General features: G+C 50.9%; 18 protein-coding genes. 4 read left to right on the top strand and 14 right to left on the bottom strand.

Features of this window, described 5'->3' with window-relative positions; translation table 11 throughout:
- Positions 1–48: 48 nt before the first annotated feature.
- Both ACX1DY_RS06710 and ACX1DY_RS06705 read right to left on the bottom strand, forming a co-directional pair.
- On the bottom strand, positions 49–3,717 hold the full coding sequence (locus ACX1DY_RS06710) for a X2-like carbohydrate binding domain-containing protein (RefSeq protein ID WP_458963403.1): 3,669 nt from the start codon (positions 3,715–3,717) through the stop codon (positions 49–51).
- Between the two features lie 201 nt (positions 3,718–3,918).
- Positions 3,919–5,169 carry a purple acid phosphatase family protein gene (locus ACX1DY_RS06705; protein ID WP_458963402.1) on the bottom strand — a complete coding sequence of 417 codons (1,251 nt, stop codon included), beginning with the start codon at positions 5,167–5,169 and terminating at the stop codon, positions 3,919–3,921.
- Positions 5,170–5,575: 406 nt separating this feature from the next.
- On the opposite strand from ACX1DY_RS06705, the gene ACX1DY_RS06700 reads away from it, so the two are divergent.
- From ACX1DY_RS06700 to ACX1DY_RS06690, 3 genes are read left to right on the top strand one after another with little or no spacing between them, the layout of a single operon-like run.
- A complete protein-coding gene (locus ACX1DY_RS06700; protein WP_458963401.1) occupies positions 5,576–6,310 on the top strand; it encodes a LytR/AlgR family response regulator transcription factor in 735 nt (244 codons plus the stop codon).
- Positions 6,285–7,616 carry a sensor histidine kinase gene (locus tag ACX1DY_RS06695; RefSeq protein WP_458963400.1) on the top strand — a complete coding sequence of 444 codons (1,332 nt, stop codon included), beginning with the start codon at positions 6,285–6,287 and terminating at the stop codon, positions 7,614–7,616. The genes ACX1DY_RS06700 and ACX1DY_RS06695 overlap by 26 nt, the downstream gene beginning before the upstream one ends.
- 50 nt (positions 7,617–7,666) lie before the next feature.
- Complete coding sequence (locus ACX1DY_RS06690; RefSeq protein ID WP_458963399.1) at positions 7,667–8,122, top strand: hypothetical protein; 456 nt, start codon at positions 7,667–7,669, stop codon at positions 8,120–8,122.
- A 379-nt stretch (positions 8,123–8,501) separates the two neighbouring features.
- On the opposite strand, the gene ACX1DY_RS06685 is transcribed toward ACX1DY_RS06690, so the two are convergent.
- From ACX1DY_RS06685 to ACX1DY_RS06635, 11 genes are all read right to left on the bottom strand, one after another.
- Entirely contained in the window at positions 8,502–9,068 is a 567-nt protein-coding gene (locus ACX1DY_RS06685; protein WP_458963398.1) for a hypothetical protein, read from the bottom strand.
- Between the two features lie 199 nt (positions 9,069–9,267).
- Entirely contained in the window at positions 9,268–9,906 is a 639-nt protein-coding gene (locus tag ACX1DY_RS06680; protein ID WP_458963397.1) for a YcnI family copper-binding membrane protein, read from the bottom strand.
- A gap of 30 nt (positions 9,907–9,936) precedes the next feature.
- Positions 9,937–10,602, bottom strand: coding sequence for a response regulator (locus ACX1DY_RS06675; RefSeq protein ID WP_458963396.1), 666 nt, complete (start codon positions 10,600–10,602; stop codon positions 9,937–9,939).
- A complete protein-coding gene (locus ACX1DY_RS06670) occupies positions 10,599–11,423 on the bottom strand; it encodes a sensor histidine kinase (RefSeq protein WP_458963395.1) in 825 nt (274 codons plus the stop codon). The genes ACX1DY_RS06675 and ACX1DY_RS06670 overlap by 4 nt, the downstream gene beginning before the upstream one ends.
- 326 nt (positions 11,424–11,749) lie before the next feature.
- Positions 11,750–12,472: an amino acid ABC transporter ATP-binding protein gene (locus ACX1DY_RS06665; protein WP_458963436.1), complete on the bottom strand. Its 723-nt coding sequence runs from the start codon at positions 12,470–12,472 to the stop codon at positions 11,750–11,752.
- A 48-nt stretch (positions 12,473–12,520) separates the two neighbouring features.
- Complete coding sequence (locus tag ACX1DY_RS06660; RefSeq protein ID WP_458963394.1) at positions 12,521–13,480, bottom strand: hypothetical protein; 960 nt, start codon at positions 13,478–13,480, stop codon at positions 12,521–12,523.
- Between the two features lie 21 nt (positions 13,481–13,501).
- Positions 13,502–14,422, bottom strand: a complete 921-nt coding sequence (gene cysK / locus ACX1DY_RS06655) for a cysteine synthase A (protein WP_458963393.1) — start codon at positions 14,420–14,422, stop codon at positions 13,502–13,504.
- Between the two features lie 13 nt (positions 14,423–14,435).
- Positions 14,436–14,924 (bottom strand): flavodoxin domain-containing protein, encoded by a 489-nt coding sequence (locus ACX1DY_RS06650; protein ID WP_458963392.1) that lies wholly within the window; start codon positions 14,922–14,924, stop codon positions 14,436–14,438.
- Positions 14,925–15,063: 139 nt separating this feature from the next.
- Entirely contained in the window at positions 15,064–15,648 is a 585-nt protein-coding gene (locus tag ACX1DY_RS06645; protein WP_458963391.1) for a TetR/AcrR family transcriptional regulator, read from the bottom strand.
- A gap of 192 nt (positions 15,649–15,840) precedes the next feature.
- Positions 15,841–17,535, bottom strand: a complete 1,695-nt coding sequence (locus ACX1DY_RS06640; RefSeq protein ID WP_458963390.1) for a methyl-accepting chemotaxis protein — start codon at positions 17,533–17,535, stop codon at positions 15,841–15,843.
- Between the two features lie 230 nt (positions 17,536–17,765).
- Positions 17,766–19,295 carry a DUF4153 domain-containing protein gene (locus ACX1DY_RS06635; protein ID WP_458963389.1) on the bottom strand — a complete coding sequence of 510 codons (1,530 nt, stop codon included), beginning with the start codon at positions 19,293–19,295 and terminating at the stop codon, positions 17,766–17,768.
- 114 nt (positions 19,296–19,409) lie between these two features.
- On the opposite strand from ACX1DY_RS06635, the gene ACX1DY_RS06630 reads away from it, so the two are divergent.
- A complete protein-coding gene (locus ACX1DY_RS06630) occupies positions 19,410–21,083 on the top strand; it encodes an ABC transporter substrate-binding protein (RefSeq protein ID WP_458963388.1) in 1,674 nt (557 codons plus the stop codon).
- A gap of 9 nt (positions 21,084–21,092) precedes the next feature.
- On the opposite strand, the gene ACX1DY_RS06625 is transcribed toward ACX1DY_RS06630, so the two are convergent.
- Positions 21,093–21,575 carry a DinB family protein gene (locus ACX1DY_RS06625; protein WP_458963387.1) on the bottom strand — a complete coding sequence of 161 codons (483 nt, stop codon included), beginning with the start codon at positions 21,573–21,575 and terminating at the stop codon, positions 21,093–21,095.
- Positions 21,576–21,727 lie beyond the last annotated feature (152 nt).

Genomic DNA, 21,727 nt, shown 5'->3' with positions numbered 1-21,727 from the left:
TGATGGCTTTTTGGGACACCCCTCGTTCAAATTGCCTCCCCCTTTACATTATGAAGGTTCATTCCCCCATACAAGGCTGCCGGCAATATAGGCCGGAGCCTTGCCCCAGTCTGCATAATTGTTATCCTTCGGGTCGAAGGAATAGTCGTCTGTCTGCGTGTAAGTGGTCCAGTTCGATTTCACTGCCCGCATCTGGATATCAATGCTTGCACCGGCGGCCAGTGAGCCAGCGGCACTTGTAAAGCCAATTTCCACATAATAATCCGCCCCTGTCTTTGCAGCCGGCATTTTGACAAAAGTGCCGGTCACATTCTCGCTGCCAACCTGGGACCAGTCACAGAAGAAGTTCTGTGTCTGCTCGCCATCAATCGTGTAATAGTATCTTATTTTCACGTCTGACAACGAGATGCTGCTTGTTCCTGTGTTGACCAGCTTGAGTTTTGGATTGATGGCTTGTACAGATGCGGCTTGGTTGACGTTGAACATCTGCACCTTAATCGCACCTGCCGGTGCGGCAGTTGTATCTGCAATAGTGACGGCAAGTGAAGCCGCAGCTCCGGCGCTGAAGTTGAAGCTCAAGGTAGTCGTACCTACCGCTTGCGCGGCCAAATATTCCTTCTTGAGTGTTACGGTTGTGCCACTGACGGTATAATCCGTTCCGGCCGTCAGGGCTGCCGCTCCATTCTTGATCGAGCTTAAAGTATTACCATTCAAGGTCAGCGTGACTGGAATATCCGCCTGATTCGCGGTTTTCTTATCGAAGCTGGCGGTGGTCGGCGTGATGGCCGAATTTGCTGCTGCGGTAGTATCAACAACAGTAACGGCAAGTGAAGCCGCAGCTCCGGCGCTGAAGTTGAAGCTCAAGGTAGTTGTACCTACCGCCTGGGCAGCCAGATATTCCTTCTTGAGTGTTACGGTCGTGCCGCTTACGGTATAATCCGTTCCAGCCGTCAGGGTTGCCGCTCCGTTCTTGATCGAGCTTAAGGTATTACCATTCAAGGTCAACGTGACTGGAATATCCGCCTGATTCGCGGTTTTCTTATCGAAGCTGGCGGTAACCGGTGTGATCGCTGAGTTTGCCACTCCCGTTGTATCCGTGACAGTAACAGCCAGCGATTGTGCCGCTCCTGCACTGAAATTGAAGCTCAGCGTGGTCGTACCCACGGCTTGTGCTGCCAGATAGGCTTTCTTAATGGTAACGGTTGTCCCGCTGACAGTATAATCCGTTCCCGCTGTTAGGGTTGCGGCTCCATTCTTGATCGAGCTGAGCGTATTGCCGTTCAAAGTCATGGTAACGGCGATATCTGCCTGATTCGCGGTCTTCTTGTCAAAGCTGGCGGTGGTTGGTGTGATCGAAGCGCCAGTGGTAGGCGCATTTACCGGGTCAGCGTACAGCGTCCCGCGGCCGTTCGTGCCAAGATAGACCCGTCCGTAAATTCGTGGATCACCGGTAATTGCCATGTTGATTTTGGCATATTGATGGGCATCATCATTGATGCGCACCCACGATGCGCCTGCATCATCTGAACGGAAGACCCCTCTGACTCCGTCGATTTTGGCAACCGTATACAGCGCCATATAGGTCTTGCCTGGGGCGGCCATACCGAAGCCAATCAGATCGGCTTCTTGGACATTCGTCAGCTTGGTGAAGCTTGCCCCTGAATTGGTAGAGTGCCATATGCCATATTTATTTTCAATTGTATTACCGCCAGCAAACCAAATATCTCCTTCAATTCCGGGAACGGCTTTCATGCTGACCTGGGCGTTACTCGGCTGCAATCCGTCTACACTGTCGGTTGGCAGTCCAGTTGCCGCTGTAGCACTGAAAGTAGCCCCGCCATCCACACTGACATAGAAGATTCCGGCATAGAACGCATAGAATTTATTCGCGTTCACCCGGTCAGAGGCTATTTTGGCACCTGCAGGAACTCCGGTGCTCGCTGTCCATGAGTTGCCGGTGGTCTTGGAATAATAGACACCGATATCCGAGGTGCTCCACAGAATGGAGTTGCCGCTGGCAGAGACTGCAACCTGTCCTTGCCCTGCGGTGGTCTTTGCGCCGTTCGAAGGCTCGCCATTAGGCATATACCAGCTCACTCCGCCGTCATTGGAGATACCAATCGACTTCATGCTCGGTGTTTTTTCCTTATCGGCCCCGCCTACCCGCACCACATATGAAGGACTAAGTTCCGCATAGTCAATGCCTGTCGTAGTCGCCCATGACGGACTGGTCTGGAACTTGACCGGTGCCTGTGTCAGATCCTCATACCGGAAGCCGGAGACGTCGCCAAGCGCCGTGATCAGGTGGGCCGTTCCCGACGGGGGACTAATCAGGCCAAGCACGGCTGTTTCCTCTACGCCTTTGGCCATAACAGAGATATTAACCTTGCCGCCTGTATCCCAGGAGGTCAAATTATTAGATCCGTAGATTGTAGCTCCAGTTCCGTACATCATACGATCCGAATTGAACGGGTCAATCTCCAGATCACCCATCATCCAGCCGAGCTTAGGCGACGGATCAATGGAAGTAGGGTTTGTCACTCCATGATCGAGCCAAGGCGCTGCGCTGATGTCCAAATTGAATTTATAGTTACGTTCAGGGTAGAAACCCCAATCCCAGATCCGGCTCCAGGTCGCACCGCCGTCCGTGCTGCGGAAGATCACCTCGTCCGGCCACCAGGCATTAAAGCTGGCTACCATAAGCGTATTCGGATGCTGGGCATCCAGCGCCAGTCCGCCAAAGCCATACCAGTTATCCGTACCGCTGGTTGGGCTGATGTTCGTCCAGGCACCGCTGGCTGTGTTTAGTTTCCATACCTGGCCTTTGCTGCCGTCATACGGCCCTACTCCATTACTGTAGGTAATATATAGATCTCCTGTGGAAGAGAGCTCGCCATGATGAGGAAGATAGCCGGTAGGCTGTCCGGGAACTGCCGACCATGTCGCTCCGCCGTCGGTGCTTCGATAGACGCTGTTTGCCGTATCTGCAACGCCGACGTAGATCGTTTGGGTCGCATGGCCGGGAGTTCCTGTTGTCTTATCAAATGTAATCCAGGATAATCCCACTATGTCACTACCATACTCAATGTTCGGGTTCTGAACATAGGTACCCACATTCGTGAAGGAGCTTACCTTCGACCAGGTCACTCCAGAGTCTGTGCTCTTCCATAATCCATTGCCGCTGCGTGCTCCGAAAAAGAGGATATTATTCTTGTTCGGGTCAATAACGAGGCGTTCGCCGGCTGACCGGCCGGGCATGTTGCCCCCTACCTTGAACGGCAGCGGGGTAGATTGCCAGGTGTTTCCCCGGTCACTGGAGCGCATGATCTGCCCGTTGGTATCCCAGCTGTTGGTATAGGTTCCTGTAGCCATGTATACCTTGTCCGGATCTACGGGATCGGTAGCCAGCGCATCGACACCGTTCTTGTTCCAGTCTATCCAGCCTACCGCATCACTGATGGATATCCAGCTGCTGGTAGCTTGATTCCAGCGGTATGCTCCGCCGATGTCTGTCCGCGCATAGATGAGATTGGGTTCGGTCTGATTAAAAATAATACCGGGTACAAACCCTCCGCCCGCACCGGTGACGACACTTTTCCAGTTGTAGGCTTCGCTTGCGGCTGCGCGGGTTGTCGCTGGAAAAGCAGTGAACAATGAGCTTGTCATAGCGGCGAGCAGGATAGCTAGTCCCATTTTGCGGATACGTTTACGATTCACGTTTTACGCCTCCTATATTTTGTTTTTCTGGTAACGCTTACAGTTTAATTGGAAAATATTATAATTTGTGAGGGAAAATAGTTGTTTTTTTGAGAAAATCGTCACCTGTTTACGTACCATTTTCACACTATTTATTACAAATTAGTATATTATCATCCAAAAAAGACCCTTCTGCATCCTTTCAGAAGAGTCTTGTCAGGGTTAATGACGGAGCACAAACTCATCCAGCTTACTGCCGTCTACAGCATAGGCCTGATAGGTTAGCGTATTGCCGCTTACGGTTATTCCGGCGAACATTTGCTTGTTGTTCTGGAAGTGAACCTTATGGTAGAACTGATCGTTTTTCTTCTCGTTAAACTTTGCGCCGGAAGCGTTGGTGACTACATACACCGTACCTCTTCGGACGCTGCCCGAATTCTTTTGTTCGGGAACGATTTTCCCGCCATACAGCGGATAGGATCTGGAATATTCATGGTTGTGTCCCTGCAGCACCAAATCCACCTGATATTTGTCAAAAATCTCCGTCCAATCCTCCACCTTCTTGTAGGTGTTCCCGCCATAGGCAGGACGGTGCATCGCTACGATTTTCCACTTCTTATCCGTGCCCGCAAGGTCCTTCTTCAGCCACTCGGCCTGCTGCTTCAGATTGCTCTCCGTATTCAGCACAGCCACATGGACAACGCCATAGTCAAAAGAATACGAGGTTCCTGCTATGGAACCTTTCGCCCCGTTGTCCGGCAGATTAAAATGCGAGGTATAGCCCGCTGCGTCTCCATCCACCTCATCATGATTGCCCGTAACCGGCATGAGCGGAACGCCTGTGGTCCATCTCTGTGCATTCCCGAAGAACTGGTCCCAGCCTGCTGACTTCTCCGGCTCCTCCGTCAGGTCACCGTTATGCACGATAAACTGCGCAGCCGGGAAGGTCTGAAACGCCTTGTCCAGCGTCTTGCCCCATAGCTTGAAGTCAGCAGAAGTAACTCCCTGCGAATCAGTCACGTTAATTAACGTCACCTTGCCGCTGCCCGCTTCCGCTGTTCTGAACTCGGCGACATCACTCCATTCCCCTTCCGCTCCGCTGCCCACTCTGTAAGAATACAGGGTTCCCGGCTCAAGCCCCGATATTTCCGCCTTATGTACACCTCTTGCACCGGCATCTGTCTGGATGACTGTATTTACGGCCTCAGCCTTAAGCGGAATTCCTCCTGCAAAAGCTGCTGCCCCGCCCTTTACAACCTCAAGCCATCCGGCAGCGCCGGGATCTGCAGTAAACCAGGTGAAGGCCCGGCTCGTTCCGGTGTCACCCTTGAAGGTAGTAACCAAATCGTACGGCATGCCCGAAGAGGCAGCGACTTCCGCCTGTTTCGGTCTGAGCCGCTCCACGCCCAGCGCCAGCACAATAAGTACGATGACAATAATTCCTATGATGAAGAGGATCTTCAAATCCTTCATACTGCTCCTTCCATAATCTGTTTTCGTTATAAGATACTCTCTTACCAAGACAGAAGTCAAATCGGCTTCACCAGAAAGCTAACATGTCACGTTATTTGTTATACCGCGATCAGCGGTTTAAATTAGGAAATTCAATCATAACAGCGGCCGGAAGTTCAAACATTCCCCGCAGTTACGACCAGACCCCAAAATAGCTGCAATAATTCAATCTCATTTATGCAAAGAAGCCTCAGAGAACCATCTGAGGCTCCTTTCATTTTAATTAATGCTCTTCGCGTGCGCTTTTGCATTTGATGATCATAAAACTGCATTTCACATCATTCCGATTGCATCGGTACGTTGATATCTGTATGCTAGATATCTGTATGCTTGAATTGAAATCCGATGTACAGTGGAGATGAAATCCTTGATTAGTATTGCTGTCTGTGATGATGAGCATATCATGCTGTCCGAATTAACAAATAAAATCGCTACTTATATGAAAAATACCAATTATTCCAGTCAGGTCTTCCCTTTTTCACATGCTGAAGCGCTGCTTGATAGCAAGGAATCCTTCGATATTATTTTCCTTGACATACAAATGGGCGGCATCACCGGTATGGAAGCAGCGCAACAATTACGGCAGGCAGGTTCAGAGAGTATGCTTGTTTTTGTCACCGTGTTGAAGGAATATGTGTTTGACGCTTTCACGGTGGAAGCATCGGACTACTTATTAAAACCGATAGACGATAACCGTTTCATACGGACAATGGACCGTATTTTTCATTACATAGAGGACCGAAGAAAACACAGCTTGACTATTCAAACAGGAGCCTGGTGCAAATCCATCCGATTTTCAGATATTTTATACTGCGAGGCCATTAACAGAAAAATTGTTGTTCATACCAAGCAAACGGTAATTGAATACTATTTCAAAATAGAAGAATTGGAAAAACAGCTAAAACCCTTTTTCTTCAGATGTCATCGCAGTTATTTGGTTAACCTTCAGTACGTTTGCAGCTATGAACATGGAACGGCAAGATTAGAGAATGGAGATAATCTTCCGATTTCAAGGCTTCGGCAGCAAGATTTTGCAAAGGCAGTTTTAAACTATATGAAAGAAGAACGAAGATATTATGGAAATGTTCAACCTACCAAATAAATGGTTTGATTTCTTCTTCTATTTTTGTATTTTGAACGGCAGCTTAGCTTGGCTTGAGATTAATTTTTTCGGAAAATTTATCAATAAAAGTTTGAAATGGGTTCACTATTTCACATATGTATTAATGATGTATTTTTTGTATGCCACAGAAATACAACTGCGCGTATCGTTTCCGAACTCGACTATTTTAGAGCTGGCCGCACTATTCGGATTCGGGTGTCTTATTTTGCGATGTACTCCGGCTTTATCAGCAATTACAGCCATATTGACCATAAGTATGATGCAGGTGGTAAACGGTATTTTCCAATCCTTATCCAGCATCATTTATGCATTTTCCCCGTATATGAATGCTGTTTTACTAATATGCAACTTGCTTGCAATAACATTTTGTTACCGGTATGTAGTAAAGTCATTTGACCTGAGAAAAACTCCCATGAATCCGTATGTACTGATTCTGTTACTGCCAATCCTGTTTGTTTTGCTTGTTGTGCAGTATGTTTTTATGACTACCGCCGCTTTCAACCGAAACGGAGCCCGCCTTTTCTCAAGCATAAATGATTGGGAAATGCTACTCATCCAAATTGCGGCTTTTGTTTGTCTGTTAGCCGTGCTTTTTGCCTATCAGAAACTATCTGAGGCCTTTGAACTGCAAATGCGAAACACACTGTTAGAGCAACAGGTGGATACGCAAAAGGATTATATGCAGGAGGTACAAACCCGGTATGAGCAGACCCGAGCTTTTCGGCATGACATCAAAAGTCACTGGACGGTGCTGCGCGGGCTTTTAAAAACAGGAGAAAATGAAAAGGCGTCGGAATACTTAAATAAGCTGGAAATGGCCTCAGATACGTTTTCCTTCCCCTGCCAAACTGGAAACATGGTCATTGATATGCTGTTATCTAGCAAATTAGGGCTGGCGCAGCAAAAAGGCATCCGCGTAGACTGCACCATGAAGATTCCCTCCGGAGACGCAATAGATGAGATGGATCTGTGCATCATTTTTTCAAACGCCGTTGATAATGCCATAAAAGCCTGTACCCCCACTGAAGGATCGGACCAATACATAATTATTTATGCGGTTCAAAAAGGGGATTTTTTTATGATCGAAATTGAAAATAGCTGCAACGGGGAAAGTACACACGCCAGAGGCTCCGGCATTGGCCTGCGAAACATTCGGGCTGTCGCTGAAAAGTATAATGGAGCGGTCAGCGTAGAAAGCACCCCTCAAATGTATAAATTGAATGTCCTTTTATCATTCCACTACACTCAGACAGCATCTGATTCCAAATCTATTGAAATGACATAAGCTGCTGATTATGCTAAGTGTGTTTTCAAAGATAAAAGGAGGTTTTACATATGAATGTCAGTAGTATTGGGGCCCACGCTCCGCAAAAACCAATCGGGGGCGGTTCAAAAAACGTTGAGCAGGATATTAAAGCATTGGAGCAGCAGAAAGCACAGCTTGAGCAGGAAAAGCAGAAAGAAAAAAGCCCGTTTTCATTAAAACAAAGCCAAACTTATGATTCCATAGATAAAAAGATCAAGGATTTGGATAAGAAAATCCAACAGTTGAGAGCAAAGGCTTCAACCTCTGAGGAGGCACCGAAGGATCAGGCGGAAAATCAACAAGCGTCCTCAGCCTCCCGTCAAGTTGATGAATATGTGAGCAGTAATGGCCAGCCCCGGCAGCCGTCTGCAGGAACCTACAGTGTGTCCCGGAATGAAAAGGGCGAAGCTGTTGTCTCTTTTAACCCGTCTCAGATGGACAAAGACGCTTCCAAGAAAAACTCGCCGGATGACAGATCGCTCTAGTAGATCGTCAGAATCATCTCCTGATCGGAAGAGTTGTAACGGACTCAGCCGCTCTTATTTCTACTGGAAGTCATTTTTCCGCAGGTGAACGGACTCCAGAGCCTTTAAGTGCGGACATTCACCCTAAATATACCTGCCGAAGAGGCGATAAGCGCGTTACGGTCTGTTAGCCCAGCTAAATGTATCCCTTTCGGGAAAGTAAAGGCTTTACGGTCCGTCCCTCGTTAAGGATCAGGAGGATTGATACGACGAACCCCTACGCAAATACCTCTAGCACAGCAGCCTAAATGCAGTACTAATAGCCTCGGACGCTCATATCGTCCGAGGCTATTTTACAAGTATTATCATTGCACGCATCTACATATAGTTCCGCGGATCATCACGCCTCCTCCTCCGCCAATGGCTCTTCCGCGTTCAGAAGATTTATCAGCTCCACCAGGTCCCCGGCCGAAGCTGCCGAGAAGCTGTGATCTGTGTTGTTTTGTGTGAGCTCCTGAAGGACATCCTTGATCGCGATCAGCTTCACTCCCTCTTCACGGATGCAGTCCAGCTCACGTGTATCCTTCACTTTGCCATGCACGAACCAATATTGCCAATCTGCACCGCCGGCCAGCGTGTCCCGCAATTTCTTCTTTTTATCCGAGGTGTATTTGATTTCGACCCAGGCCTTCACACTGTCCTTGATGCTCTCAGAGTTTCTCACTTTAGCACTGGTCTTCGACTTCGCTCCCAGCTTCTCCATCTGCGATTTCGTCAGCTTGCTGATGTACGCCACCGGCCGTACGCTGACCTGCACCTCGCAATGAATGTACTCCCAGCCCTCATCTCCATTGTTGCGGACGGCAAGAAAGTCAATTTCGTTCAGCTTCTCTCTAATACCCCGGATGGTAAAATACCCCTTCTTGTTCAGCCATTCTTCTACCAGAGTTTCCGCTTGAAGCGCCATGATCTTCGTCCTCCTTATAGGCTTGTAAAAAGCATATAAAATGCTTGTAAAAAGTGCCCGGCTTAATAGAGTTATATTCGCTATCCTTTTACATAATCCTCCATAATTAACTCCTAAGGACAGGAAAGAGTGTCCCAATTGCCATGAATGGCTCCCGGAACACCCTCCTATCATGTGAACGATTCACCTTTTTCCCGTATCAGGCATGCGGACTGCGGAACAAACCGGCAATCGACAGCAGCAGCGACAGGATGGATACTCCCAGTGCCACATAGACGGCTGCCGGGGTTGCAGGCTTCTCCTGCGCTTTATCTGTTTCCGCCCCCATGTTCATCGAACTATGATCATCCATCGAACCGTGAGCATGGCTGTCTCCCCCAGCCGCCTGCACGATCTCCGTGATGGAATGCGGTGTTTCTGAGCCTTCCTCACCGGACCACTGGACTACGCTGCCATCGGCATAATGCTGATAGGCGTTCCAGGCAAGCTCGCCGGCAGCGTCCGGGTTTTTGGCAGTGAAGTAGAAGCGCTGGAACTGTCCGGCCTGGATGCCCTTGCCGTTAGCGATCCAGCTTACTTTGTTGCCTTCTATGGTAACGTCCCAGCCTGGTGCCGCCTCGTATTGCTTGAACTCCGCTCCCTCCGGGATGCGCAGGTCAACCTGTATAGTGGCAGCATCCTTCTCCGAAGGCACTTTGAGTGTATAGGTCTCCCATGCACCGGTGGCCGACTCAGCCGGACTGACCGTTACATGCGCGCTGGCCATAGTGGCGAGCACCAGCAGAAGTGCCGCTGCCGGAGCAGCGAGTGTCATTAATTTGCGAAGCAGTTGGTTCATGTTACCCCTCATTTACGTATATTTTTGTCTTTATCTTTTCCCCGGGAAGTCCCGTCCCCGCGAAGCAAGTCCCTGCTCCAGAGCGTATCGTGTAAGCTGAGTGCGGTTCTGGAGCTGGAGCTTTTGCAGAATATTCTTGAGATGGTTTTTGACCGTATGCTCGGAGATGCCCAGGCTAGCTGCGATCTCCTTGTTGGTGGAGCCGGAGGATACACAGCCCAGTATTTCCTTCTCCCGCACCGTCAATGCTTCCCGCTCTTCCTTGACAGAGGTGAGCGCAAATTCCTTCAGAATCTGAAAAGCCAGCTCCCGGCTCAGTGGAACCTCCTCACTGACAATCGCCTGCAAGTATTCGATCCAGGTTGAAGGAGCCAAATTCTTCAGCAGATAGCCCTGCGCGCCTTGCTTCAGCGCTTCGAACAAATTGGAAATTTCGTCCGACACCGTCACGATGACGATTTTGACATAGGGGTATTCCTGTTTGATCCGCTTGGTCGTCTCCAGACCGTCCATTCCCGGCATTCCGATATCGATTAGAATCAGATCAGGCATCCACTGCCCGGTCCAGACAATCGCCTCGGCGCCGCTCTCCACTGCGCCAATCACCTCAAAACGCTCATCCATCGCCAAAATTTCGCACATCGCCTCACGGGCATGGGCATGATCATCGACTACGAGTACCCGGCAGCGGTTCATATGGAGCTTCCCCCTTTTGTAATCTCTATAAGAGTCCCATACTCGCCTGACTTCAGCGCCAGGAGCCAGCCCATACCTTCAGCACGTTCCTTCATAATCCGCAGCCCATAGCTGCCGCTCACCGCAAAAGGGTCCTCATGCTCAATCCCTGCACCGTCGTCGGTAATAGCAACCCCCCACTGCTCTGCGCTGCCCAGACCGGAAATAGCTACCTTGCCCGCCCGGGTGTGCTTGCGTACATTAATCATCGCCTCGCGGATGCAGGCCAGCAGCTCTGCCTGTTCTGCGGGACTTAGGGCCTCCTCCGGCAGCTTCCAGTCAAGCAGAACATCAATCGAAACCTCTCTGGCAATATGCGTGAGCTGCTCCTGAACCGACTGCGCAAGCGAAAACGGCTGCTGGCCGGAAACGGGAACCTTGAGATTGGATATGGCCTCACGGACATAACGGTTGACCTCATGCACGGTTTTTTTGATCTGGTCAATGCTGTCCGCGCTGATCTCACCGTTCTTGCGGCTCTGCTCCAGACGCTCAATCCGCACAGAGAGCAGGAATAATGATTGCGCCATTCCATCATGCAGCTCTTTTGCCAGCGTGTCTCTCGCTTCCATTGCCGTCTTCTGCGCCCGCTCCTGCTCCAGCTCCCGCCCGTTCCGTTCCATCATTGTGAACAGCGGCACCAGCAGTACGATGCTGAACAGAAACACAAGCACAGGCGTCAAGTAATTGCCCATATCCATAGAGATATAGGGCATCAGGAACTGATGGCGCACAACCTCCCAAATCCCGACCATTACTGTAGGCAGCAGCAGGATAAGCACTTTGATTCTCGTATACGTTGCTGTCCCCTCCCAAAATCCTAATATTTACAATATCATTACCGCAGCAATACCCACATGACTCTTTCGGGCTATAGGCAACCGATAAATGTTACAAAATTAAGTATTTAAAATTTCCACAGTAAGTGGAAACGGCTACGCCGTCCTTAAAAGAAGCCTATGCTTCCGAAGCAGCGATACTCCGTATCGCTTTCAGGTATCCGTTTCAGCGAGAAATAGAAGGATAATTTATAGCGTGAAACATATAAATTCTTCTATTTCAAAAAAAGAGGACTATTCCCTATTTAGGAATAATCCTCTCTTTTCTTCTAAATTGCAAATTCCGGTTCCTGGTCCCGGTAATAATTCGCCAGAAATTGCTTGGTCCGTTCGGATTTCGGCTTTGAGAATACTTCATTCGGCGTCCCGTCTTCCACAATAACGCCCTGATCCAGAAACAGAACCCTGGTAGCCACTTTACGGACGAAATTCATTTCGTGGGAGACCAGCAGCATCGTGTTGCCTTCTTCCGCCGCCTTCTTGATCGTATCCAGCACCTCGCCGACAAGCTCCGGGTCCAGTGCAGAAGTAGGCTCATCGAACAAAAGAATTTTCGGCTGCATAGCAAGCGCCCTGGCAATCGCAACCCGCTGCTGCTGTCCGCCGGACAGTTGCTTGGGATAATGATCCGCCCTATCTGACAGACCAACTCTTGCAAGCTTCCCGGCGGCGATTTGGCGCGCCTGCTCCTTCGGTATTTTTTTGACCACAATTAAGCCTTCCATAACGTTCTCCAGCGCCGTCTTCAGCCGAAACAGATTGAACTGCTGAAATACCATCGCCGTACTTTTCCTTAGCTCCAGTACATCCGCTTTGGTTTTCTTGGCAATGTTCACCGTCAGCTCGTCAATCGTAATGGTTCCTTCATCCGGCACTTCAAGCAGGTTGATGGATCTCAGCAGCGTGGATTTGCCGGCGCCCGACGAACCGATTACCGCGACTACATCGCCTTTTTGAATCGTCAGGTCAATGTGATCCAGCTCTACAACAATCCAGCAGAATTACTCCCAAGCTCTGCCGCAAGCCGCACCCAATATTCCCTATATCGGTGAGGTATACCGGCTATATTGAATATCCATTTCCTTGAAACTCTTTCCTTGCTGGAGCAGGAAGAAGGAATTCACACCCTCCGCTCCCCACCATTCCAAACCAAGTGCCAGCCCGCTTGCCGTCTTGGCGGCAAACAACAGAGAGAACATATCCGGGGTCACCTCGCCGCCATCATCCACGCGCCATACTGAATATGCATCATCCTTGATTTCAGCGGGATAATCCATAAAGCTAAGCTCCGTACCTTCCTGCAAAGCGAGACTGAACAGCATATCCTTATCCAGTCTCACGAACTGAACCAGATAGAGCTGCCGCTCTTCCGGCAGATCCGCAAGCTTCCAGATCGACTGAATATCCCGCTGCTTAAGCGCAGCAATGTCTTTCCGCACAGGGTCATCCGCCCCAAGCTGCTGCTCTCCGCTTGCCGGCTTAACGGCCAGCAATGACTGGAGATTAAATTCAGCGGAGTCAGCCAGGTAATAGGTCTGATCCGTCAAGGCGCTGCCTTCCTGAACCGTAAAAACATATCCGGACAGATTGGCGAAATTATTCGCCATATCTCTGCCGTTGCTGTTAGCAGTTCCATGCTGCCATTTCTCGAACTTTACCGCAAGAGTCTGGCCGTTATTGCCGACAGCCGTATTCAGCGATTTCATCCGTTCCAGCTCTCCTTCATTCTCCGCTGTGGCAAGAATATGCTTGCCGGTGCCGTCGGCAAATCCAAAGCTGGATGTCAGCTTGGCGGTATCCAGATAAGCCACCGGCGCTGCCGAGGCTACCGGCTCACTGCTGCCGCCGGGGTCAGACGTTGCCGCCGGAGACGGCGTGGCCTGCACTTCGGCAGACGGCGAAGCGGTAGGCTTGCCCCCTTCCTCAGCATTCCCACGCTGTGAGGAGCATCCTGACAGCAGCACGAGCACCGCCATTAAAGTCCCTAATCGCCTCAGCATTCAATTCCCTCCACTCCCAAGTTAGAAAATCCCCATGCTAAGATAACGTTCACCCGTATCGGGGGCAATGCAGAGGACCCGCTTGCCACTGCCCAGCCTCCGCGCTTCCTGCAGCGCCGTCCATACCGCCGCACCGCCGGAAGGTCCGATCAACAGCCCTTCCGTACTGGCTAGCACTCGAACCATTTCGAGAGCGTCCTCATCTGCGACCTGGACAATTTCATCATAGACCTCAGTATTCAGAATCGCGGGCACAAATCCCGGGCTGGTTCCAACCAGCTTATGCGGTCCGGGCTGGCCGCCGGAGAGCACCGGCGAGCCTTGCGGCTCCACAACCACAATACGGATGTCCGGCAGCTCCCGGCGCAGCACCTCTCCGGTTCCCGTAATGGTTCCCCCGGTTCCCGAAGTGGCAACGAACACATCCAGCCGTCCGTCCATCTGCTCCAGAATCTCCAGCGCTGTTGTTGTCCGGTGAATGTCCGGGTTGGCCGGGTTCTCGAACTGCTGGGGAATAAAGCTGCCCGCGATTTCCTTGCCAAGCTCCAGAGCCTTGGCTATGGCCCCGGGCATCCGCTCCGCTGCCGGAGTCAGCACCACTTCAGCGCCGTACGCCTTCAAAATATTGATCCGTTCCTTCGTCATATTATCCGGCATAACAAGTATGGCCTTGTAGCCCTTGGCTGCGGCATTCATGGCCAGCCCGATGCCGGTATTGCCGCTCGTAGGCTCAATAATCGTTCCGCCGGGTTTGAGCAGTCCCGCAAGCTCCGCTTGGCGGATCAGATTGTAGGCCGCACGGTCTTTTACGCTGCCACTGGGGTTGAACATTTCCAGCTTCACATACAGCTCGGCATCCTGCGGGCCGGTCAGACGGTTCAAACGGACCACTGGCGTATCACCGATCAATTCCGTAATATTGTTGACTACTAGCGATGACATGGAAAGAGCCTCCTCATTTCTTATGCAGCTTAACATCCATTGTAGCGCTGAGGACCGGCTCTTGTCGATTCTCCAGCAGACTCTTCGCGAACACACGCGCACGTTCCAGGTCATTTTCATCGGGATGTCCCTTTTTATCCATGTTGAATCCAAAGGGGCTGAATTCCCCGGGACAGTAGAATTCGCCGATGATGGTACAGCCTTTCATCGTAAGCTTCTCTGTAATCAGCTCTTTCTTTTTAAATTCACCTGAGCCTGATGTGCAAAAAATGAATACCTTCTTGTCCGTCGGAGGCATCTTCCGGATGAATTTGAAAATCTTCTTATGGAGCTTGGAAGCATAAATGCCTGAACCAAAACCGATCAGATCATATTTGGCCAACACTTCCGGCCGGACGTCCTCCACCTTGGCGATGTCTGCGTTCATGGCCAGCGCCATAACCTCTGCGATTTTTGCGGTGTTCATTTTGTGGACCGATTTGTAAATAATCAATGTTTTCATAATTGCACCTCTCTCTTCAATATATAATCATCATATGAATGAACATAAGTAAATTCATTCATTTTGATAAAAAAATAATGCGCGTGAAGCAAAATTGTACTCACCCGCATTTTTTCAGTGTATTTAACATGCATTCATTTTATTGCGGAATATCCGTCAGGCCCTTCATCACAAATTCCACTAAATAATCCATGATCTGCGGGAAATGCTGAATGCCAATCTGCTCCTTATGTATATCTATATAGGGTATGGAATTTAAGAGGGCAAGGATAAGATCATCGTCCAGATCCCTTCTTATTTTCCCTTCAGATTTCCATTTTTTGATCAGCTCGGCTGCAGCGCTATTCGTAAATTCATCAACGCTCTCGATACCGCCTTTTTCATAAAACTCCTTCTCCAGCTTGCTGAAAAGCTCCCTGTTATACCATTCCTTCAATATGGGATTCGAAATCATGCCGTTATAATTCAGCGCCAATACTTCTTTGAGCAATTTCAGGGGCTCCTCGTCAGGGTTAACCGTCTCCATAATGTGCTGCTTCAGCTTTTCATTTTCTTTCAAATAAATCTCCATAAAGAGCTTCTCTTTCGAGGCGTAATAATTATAAAATGTGCCTACCGCCATCCCTGCCATCTTGGTAATGTCGGAGACATTGGTGTCCTTAAAGCCTTTAGAGCTGAACAGCTCTTTCCCGCATTTGAAAAGCTCCGTTTTTTTATCTTCCATAGCTATCAACCCCGTCTTTGTGAATGAATGCATTATAATTCATTCATATTGTAGCACAGCAGCTTTGTCCTTTCAATCTACAGGCGGGCAGACAAAGACAACCATTGTGTGTGAACAAGTGGACACGGCTGCGCCGTCCTATAGACAAAAGAAAGCCCCGCCGTCTCCGGCAGGGCCAATTTTCCTATTAGGCTACACGTTAAATCTGGCTACCAGCCCCTGCAGCCCTTGAGCCAGTGAGCTCAGCGCGCCGGCCGAAGAAGCGATTTGTTCCACCGAGGCCATCTGCTCCTGTGAAGCGGCGGCGACCTGCTGTGTGCTCGATGCCGTTGTTTCAGAGATTTGCGTAACCGTACGGATGGATTCCACAATTTCTTCGGTTGCCGCTGTAATCTCTTCCACTGCTCCCGATACCTCCTGCACCTGACCGGCCAGGGCATCTATGGAGATGCGAATCTCGCCGAAGGAACGTCCGGCTTCTTCAATGATCCTTGTGCCGCCCTGCACCTCGCTCATGCTGTTCTTCATGATCTTCACCGCATCATCGGCATCGGATTGAATGCCCGCTGCCATCACGGCGATGAGACTAGCCGATTCACCGGATTGCTCCGCCAGCTTGCGGACCTGATCGGCCACCACGGCAAACCCCCGGCCCTGCTCTCCGGCCCGCGCCGCTTCGATTGTTGCGTTAAGCGCCAGCATGTTGGTCTGCGAGGCAATGCCTTTTATAACATCAACAATGCTGCCGATTTCACGTGAACGGTCCACGAAGCCAAGCACCTGTTCAGACAAAGACTGAATCGAGCGGTTAATCGAGTCCATCTGGCTGACTGCAGCCTGGAGAGACACATCACCGGCAAGGGCGAACTCACTTGAACGCAGTGAAGCTTCCGAAATATCCTGCACGCTGGAGGCAATCTGCTGGATGCCGATGGACATCTCCACAATCGTTGTCATATTCGTCTGCAAATCATTCATCTGCCGGTCATTGCCGGAAGCAACCTCGCCCATAATGCCGGCAATCTTTTCCGTAGCTTCGGCGGTGACGCCGCTCTCGGAGGTAAGCTTGATGGAGGAAGCCGCGAGACCGCTTGCCGACTGGTTCACCTGTCCGATCAGCGCGGCGAGATTGTCCGTCATTTTGTTGAAGTTACGGGCTAGCTCGCCAATCTCATCCTTCGTCCGCACACTAAGCTTGCGGGTCAGATCCGCGTCCCCTTCGGCAATTTCCTGCAGCTGCTCATTCACACTGCGGAGCGGCTTCACAATTCGTGCCGACAGGAGCAGCGCAATGACTGCAGCCAGCAGCACCGACAGTCCTGTCACGCCAAAGCTGATAGCCATCGCCGAGTTACGGTGACTGGCCGCCTGGGTCTGCTCCTTCTGAATTTCTTCACTGAGCACATTTTCAAAAACCAACTGGGACTCAATGATTTTATCCAGCGAAAGGTTGGTGAACTCTTTTTGCGCATTCGGGAATTCCCCTGCTTTGGCCTTGGCAAAAGCGCTCTCCAGCACCGTGAGATAATTGCTCCATTCACTCTCCAGCGTAGTAAGCCCGGACAGCTCCGCGTCATTAAGCCCGGTCTTCTTAAGCTCCGCAATCGCCTCGGTAATCTCAGGAGCCTTGGCCTCGTAGCCGGTGAGATATGTCTTTCTTTCCTCATCCGTATTGCTCATCACATATCTTGCAGCCAGGCCATCCGCCGTGCGGATCTTGTCTGTCAGCTCCTGCACCAGCGACAGCTTGCTGTAGTTGCGGTTAATCTCATCGCTCAGCATGGTGACCTTGCCCTGGAAGAGCGTGTTTCCGGCAATGGCAGCGATAAACACAACAATAACTGCGGCGAAGCCGAACAGGATTTTGGCGCGTATTTTTGTAAACATATGTATTCCTCCAGATCTGTATGTATTCTGTGACTCCTGTGCTTCTAGTGCTTTCATCCTACTGCAGAAGGCTTAAATTCATCTGAAGTTAAACTGAGCATTCGCTGAAAGTACAAGGCGAGCATTTGAACTGGAGGAGCAGCCTGCTGCAAACGGCCACACCACGCCAAAAAGACCGTCCTTCCGGCCAAAGCAGGAATAGACGGTCTTCCGTTGCCTAATGACAGCAGCTATTTTGCAAAATATTGATCCAGGGCCCGCTCCGCGCGAAACTTTGCCAGATTGAAGGAAGGCCACTTTCGTGTGACTTGCGCATAATCCTCGCGCTTATTGTGCAGAATGGCGTCCAGCTTGCCGTTCTCCTGCTTGCTGAAGGCAATCAGCTTCGGTACAACGTCCGGTGACAGCCTCTCCAAATAACTCGTATCCAGCTTGCCGCTTGCCTCGTACCGCTGGATATTTTGTTCCGCGATAATGGCATCCATCCCGATAAAGTTGATCAGCACATAGGACAGCAGCCCAAGCAGAATGTAACATTTGGCGAGCGGGAACCTTACCTTACTGATCCGCACCGCGGCAATCACGAGCAGCAGCCCAAGGAAAACCATAAAGGCATGCACCAGGAAACGAATATACGTGTATCCATAGGCTTCTTCGTACAGCGTCAGCCGGGAATAGGCGGAGTACAGCATGACCATAGAGCAGAGCACGAGGATATAGAGCAGGAAATTCACTGTTTTTGGCAGCAGGCCTTTCTTCTCCCCTACCGAGTGCAGCGATAGCAGCAGAATGGCGAAATTGATCGAGGTCACCACAATCAGCTCCACAAAACCGCTCCGCGCATAATCGGCATACGTGCTTCCCTCCGGCAGTATCCCCTCCCAGGCACCGAACAGGTAGGAGAACTGCACGCTTACGAACAACACATACACCGTATTGATTACCGTTAGGATCGTAGTGATGATTACCGGATCTACCCGCAGCGACAAGGGGTCAGGGAACAGATCGGAAACCGGCTCCACCGCAGGCCCGCCTTCCATATTCAGCATCGGCTTCGGGTTCCACTCATACACCTTATGATCCACGAAACCCCAGACAAAGCCGAACATTCCCATGCCAAGGAGAACAATCCACAATACCCGTGCGAAACCTTCGCCAAAAGAAATCCGTTCCAAATATTGCGGAAGCTCCGCCAGCATCTGATGGAACACACCGTCCGCCGAGGAGAGCAATGACATTACAACGACCAGCAGCGGAAAAGAAATCCCCAGCCCGATCAGCACTTTGTACAGCACCCGCTTGCGTTCGTCCTCCATCTTACTGCCGGGTTTGCGGATGATCTTGAAGACGGTAGCCCAGTGCCGCAAGCCTTGGGTAAAAAAATGCTCCAGCGCCGCGCCGATCAGCCCGAATCCGCTCCATGACGGCTGCTTGTAGCTAAGCATGTAGGTCATATGTAATAAGATTAGCGCCGGCAGAACCAGCGAATTCAGCCCGAAGAAAATCCAGTTGGCAAACAGCACATACGTTAGGGAGAGCAGAAACACCGCCCCCAGCCAGACATAGCTGAATGCTGTAGGCTTGCGCAGCTTGTCTTTGGCAAAATAGAGCATATAAGCATAGAACAGACATACGAAGATCGGCAATGAAATTCCCGCCATCTTACCATAGAACAGGTACTGGTGGACGATTGCCAGCAGAAATGCAGCCACTAAGGCCTGGATAGCCCGTTCCGGTTTTGGTACCGCTTGATCACTCATGGTAAATACCCCCATCTTCTTACTATCTTATCCTGATTTTAGCTGATAAAATAAGAAAAAAAAGAGAAAGAAAACGCGGATTATTTCCTATTTTGCACGAGGAGGCCTTAGCTAATGAAGCTGCACAGTCAATTTCTCAAGCTCCATTCACATTATGGCGGGGCGGCCGAAATCTCGGTTACCCTGGATGAACTGGCGCTGACACTGGAATGCACCCACCGCAATGCCCTGCATATTATCAATAAAATGGCCGCACAGGGCTGGATCGCCTGGACGCCCAGCCGGGGGCGGGGAAAACGCTCGACGCTGGTCTTTCTGGCGAGTGCGGAGGACATCGCCCTCGAATCCATGATGCAGGCCATCAGCAGCAAGGAGATCAGCAGCGCTATAGAGGGAATCCGCGGGCACGCCCGCTCCTCCTCGCTCCAGGATACGCTTCAGGGCTGGCTGCTGGCCTATTTCGGGCATCATTCCGAAATCCGCAGCGACAAGCAGATTGATACGCTCCGGCTTCCGGTTACTCAGCAGCTCCATACCTTTGATCCTTTGTACATGAATCTGCTGGCCGAATCGTTTGTATCAAGCCATGTGTTTGATGGTCTGGTAAGCCGCAGCGGCGAACGGGGCCGGATCGTTCCCGGCCTCGCCCACGCCTGGGAAACGGACAGCAGCCGCACGGCCTGGACCTTTCATCTGCGCAAAGAGGTGCTGTTCCATCATGGAAAGGTGCTGTCCGGGGAGGATGTGGTCTATTCATTCGAGCGGCTGATGTTGACCTCGCAGCGGACGCTGTACAGCTCTATTTTCAAGGAAATTGCGGAGGTAGAGGCACTGAATCCTTCCACCGTCCGCATTCTGCTGCGGAAGCCGAACGAGCTGTTTCTCCCGTTTCTGTGCACCAGCCGGGCGGCCATTGTTCCGAGAGATCTGGAGTCCATCGGCGAAGCTGCCTTTGGACGCAGGCCGGTAGGCACCGGTCCCTTCAAGGTGGTGGAGATGAGCGAGGAGCTCTGCGTGCTGGAGGTGTTCCCTTATTATTTTCAGGGACGGGCCCATCTGGACCGGGTGGAAATCCTCCATGTGCCGCTTGGAGTGGACTCCACACTGCCGGATACTGGCCCAGCCTTCCATGTCATCCCGAATCCTTCACTTGAAGACGGAACGATCTGGAGCCGGATCCATTCCGAATCCTCTGTCCGCAAATTTGTCACCTGCAACACAAAGAAAAAAGGACCGCTGAACGATCCTCTGCTCCGGGCGGATATTTTGTCTTGTCTGGATGAAGCGATGTGCGCTCACCCGAGGGCTGCCGCAGGCTCCTCCGTTACCTTGCAAATTGCCACAATTCCGCAGTATGCCGCCGATGCCGATCATATTGCGGAGCGGCTGGTACAGCATGGTTATGCTTGCAATGTCCAGTCCGTCTCACCTGAAGAATTCAAAGGCCCCATCCGCCTGGAGTCCGATCTTATCGTCTTCTCCCTGCTCCGGGATCAGGATGAGCAGCTTCGGCTGTTCGATCTGTATCTGACGTTGTCCCAGCACATCGAGCCGCGTACCCGGGCCGATATTGAGGGCATGCTGAACCTAATCACGCGTGAGCCTGATCCCCTGGCAAGAGCCGAGGGCTTCAAGCGCATTGAGGACAGGCTGACACGTGAGCATCAACTGCATATTTTGTACGAAAAGCCAGCCGAGACTGCTTATCTGCCTTCCGTGCGCGGCGTCACCTTCAACAGCCAGGGCTGGGTCGATCTGCGCCATCTGTGGTTTCCGCGCGGCATGTAGCAGCTCCGGCTATAGCTGAATATCCGCAAGCCCCCGGCCAATCAGATTGGCGGAAGGCGGCTGCTTGCCGACCTCTCTGGCCCAAACAGACAACTGACCCGCATGATGAATCTCATGGGCGATGATATGGCGCATAATCTCGCCCCAGGTATCGGCCACCACTGTTCCATCTCTCCGTTCATTCATCAATATATTCCGCTCCAGCCCATCATTCCAGGCCAGCACAAACTGCTCCACCTCTGGCCGGAAGCGGGCATCCAGCTCTCTAACCTTCTGCAGGCTACTGAACTCAGCGAAATCCTCCTGAAAGTCAGGCTTACCCTCCATCACCATGATCCAGCTCCACTCCACATCGGCGATGTGGAAAAGTGTCTTTAGAATCCCGCCAACCCCGCCCACACGCGGCTTCAGCAGTTCTTCCTCCGGCAGCTCCTCACACCATTTGTACCATTCCTCGCGTACCATCCAGTTATAACGAAATAAGGTCTGCATGAAATCCTCCTTAACGTTTATGAGTTAAAAAGTATACGGTAAATGCTAAACTGACCATACTTTTTTCCAGTCTATCACACCAAGGCGGGGGCTGTTGATGGAAAAGATGATTATATTTGTTTGCGGAAAGCAGGCATGAGGGCACATGCGAA

The sequence above is a fragment of the Paenibacillus sp. BAC0078 genome (genome assembly GCF_054483875.1).
Note: the sequence above shows the minus strand (reverse complement) of the source record. Positions and strands in the feature narration are given on the sequence as shown.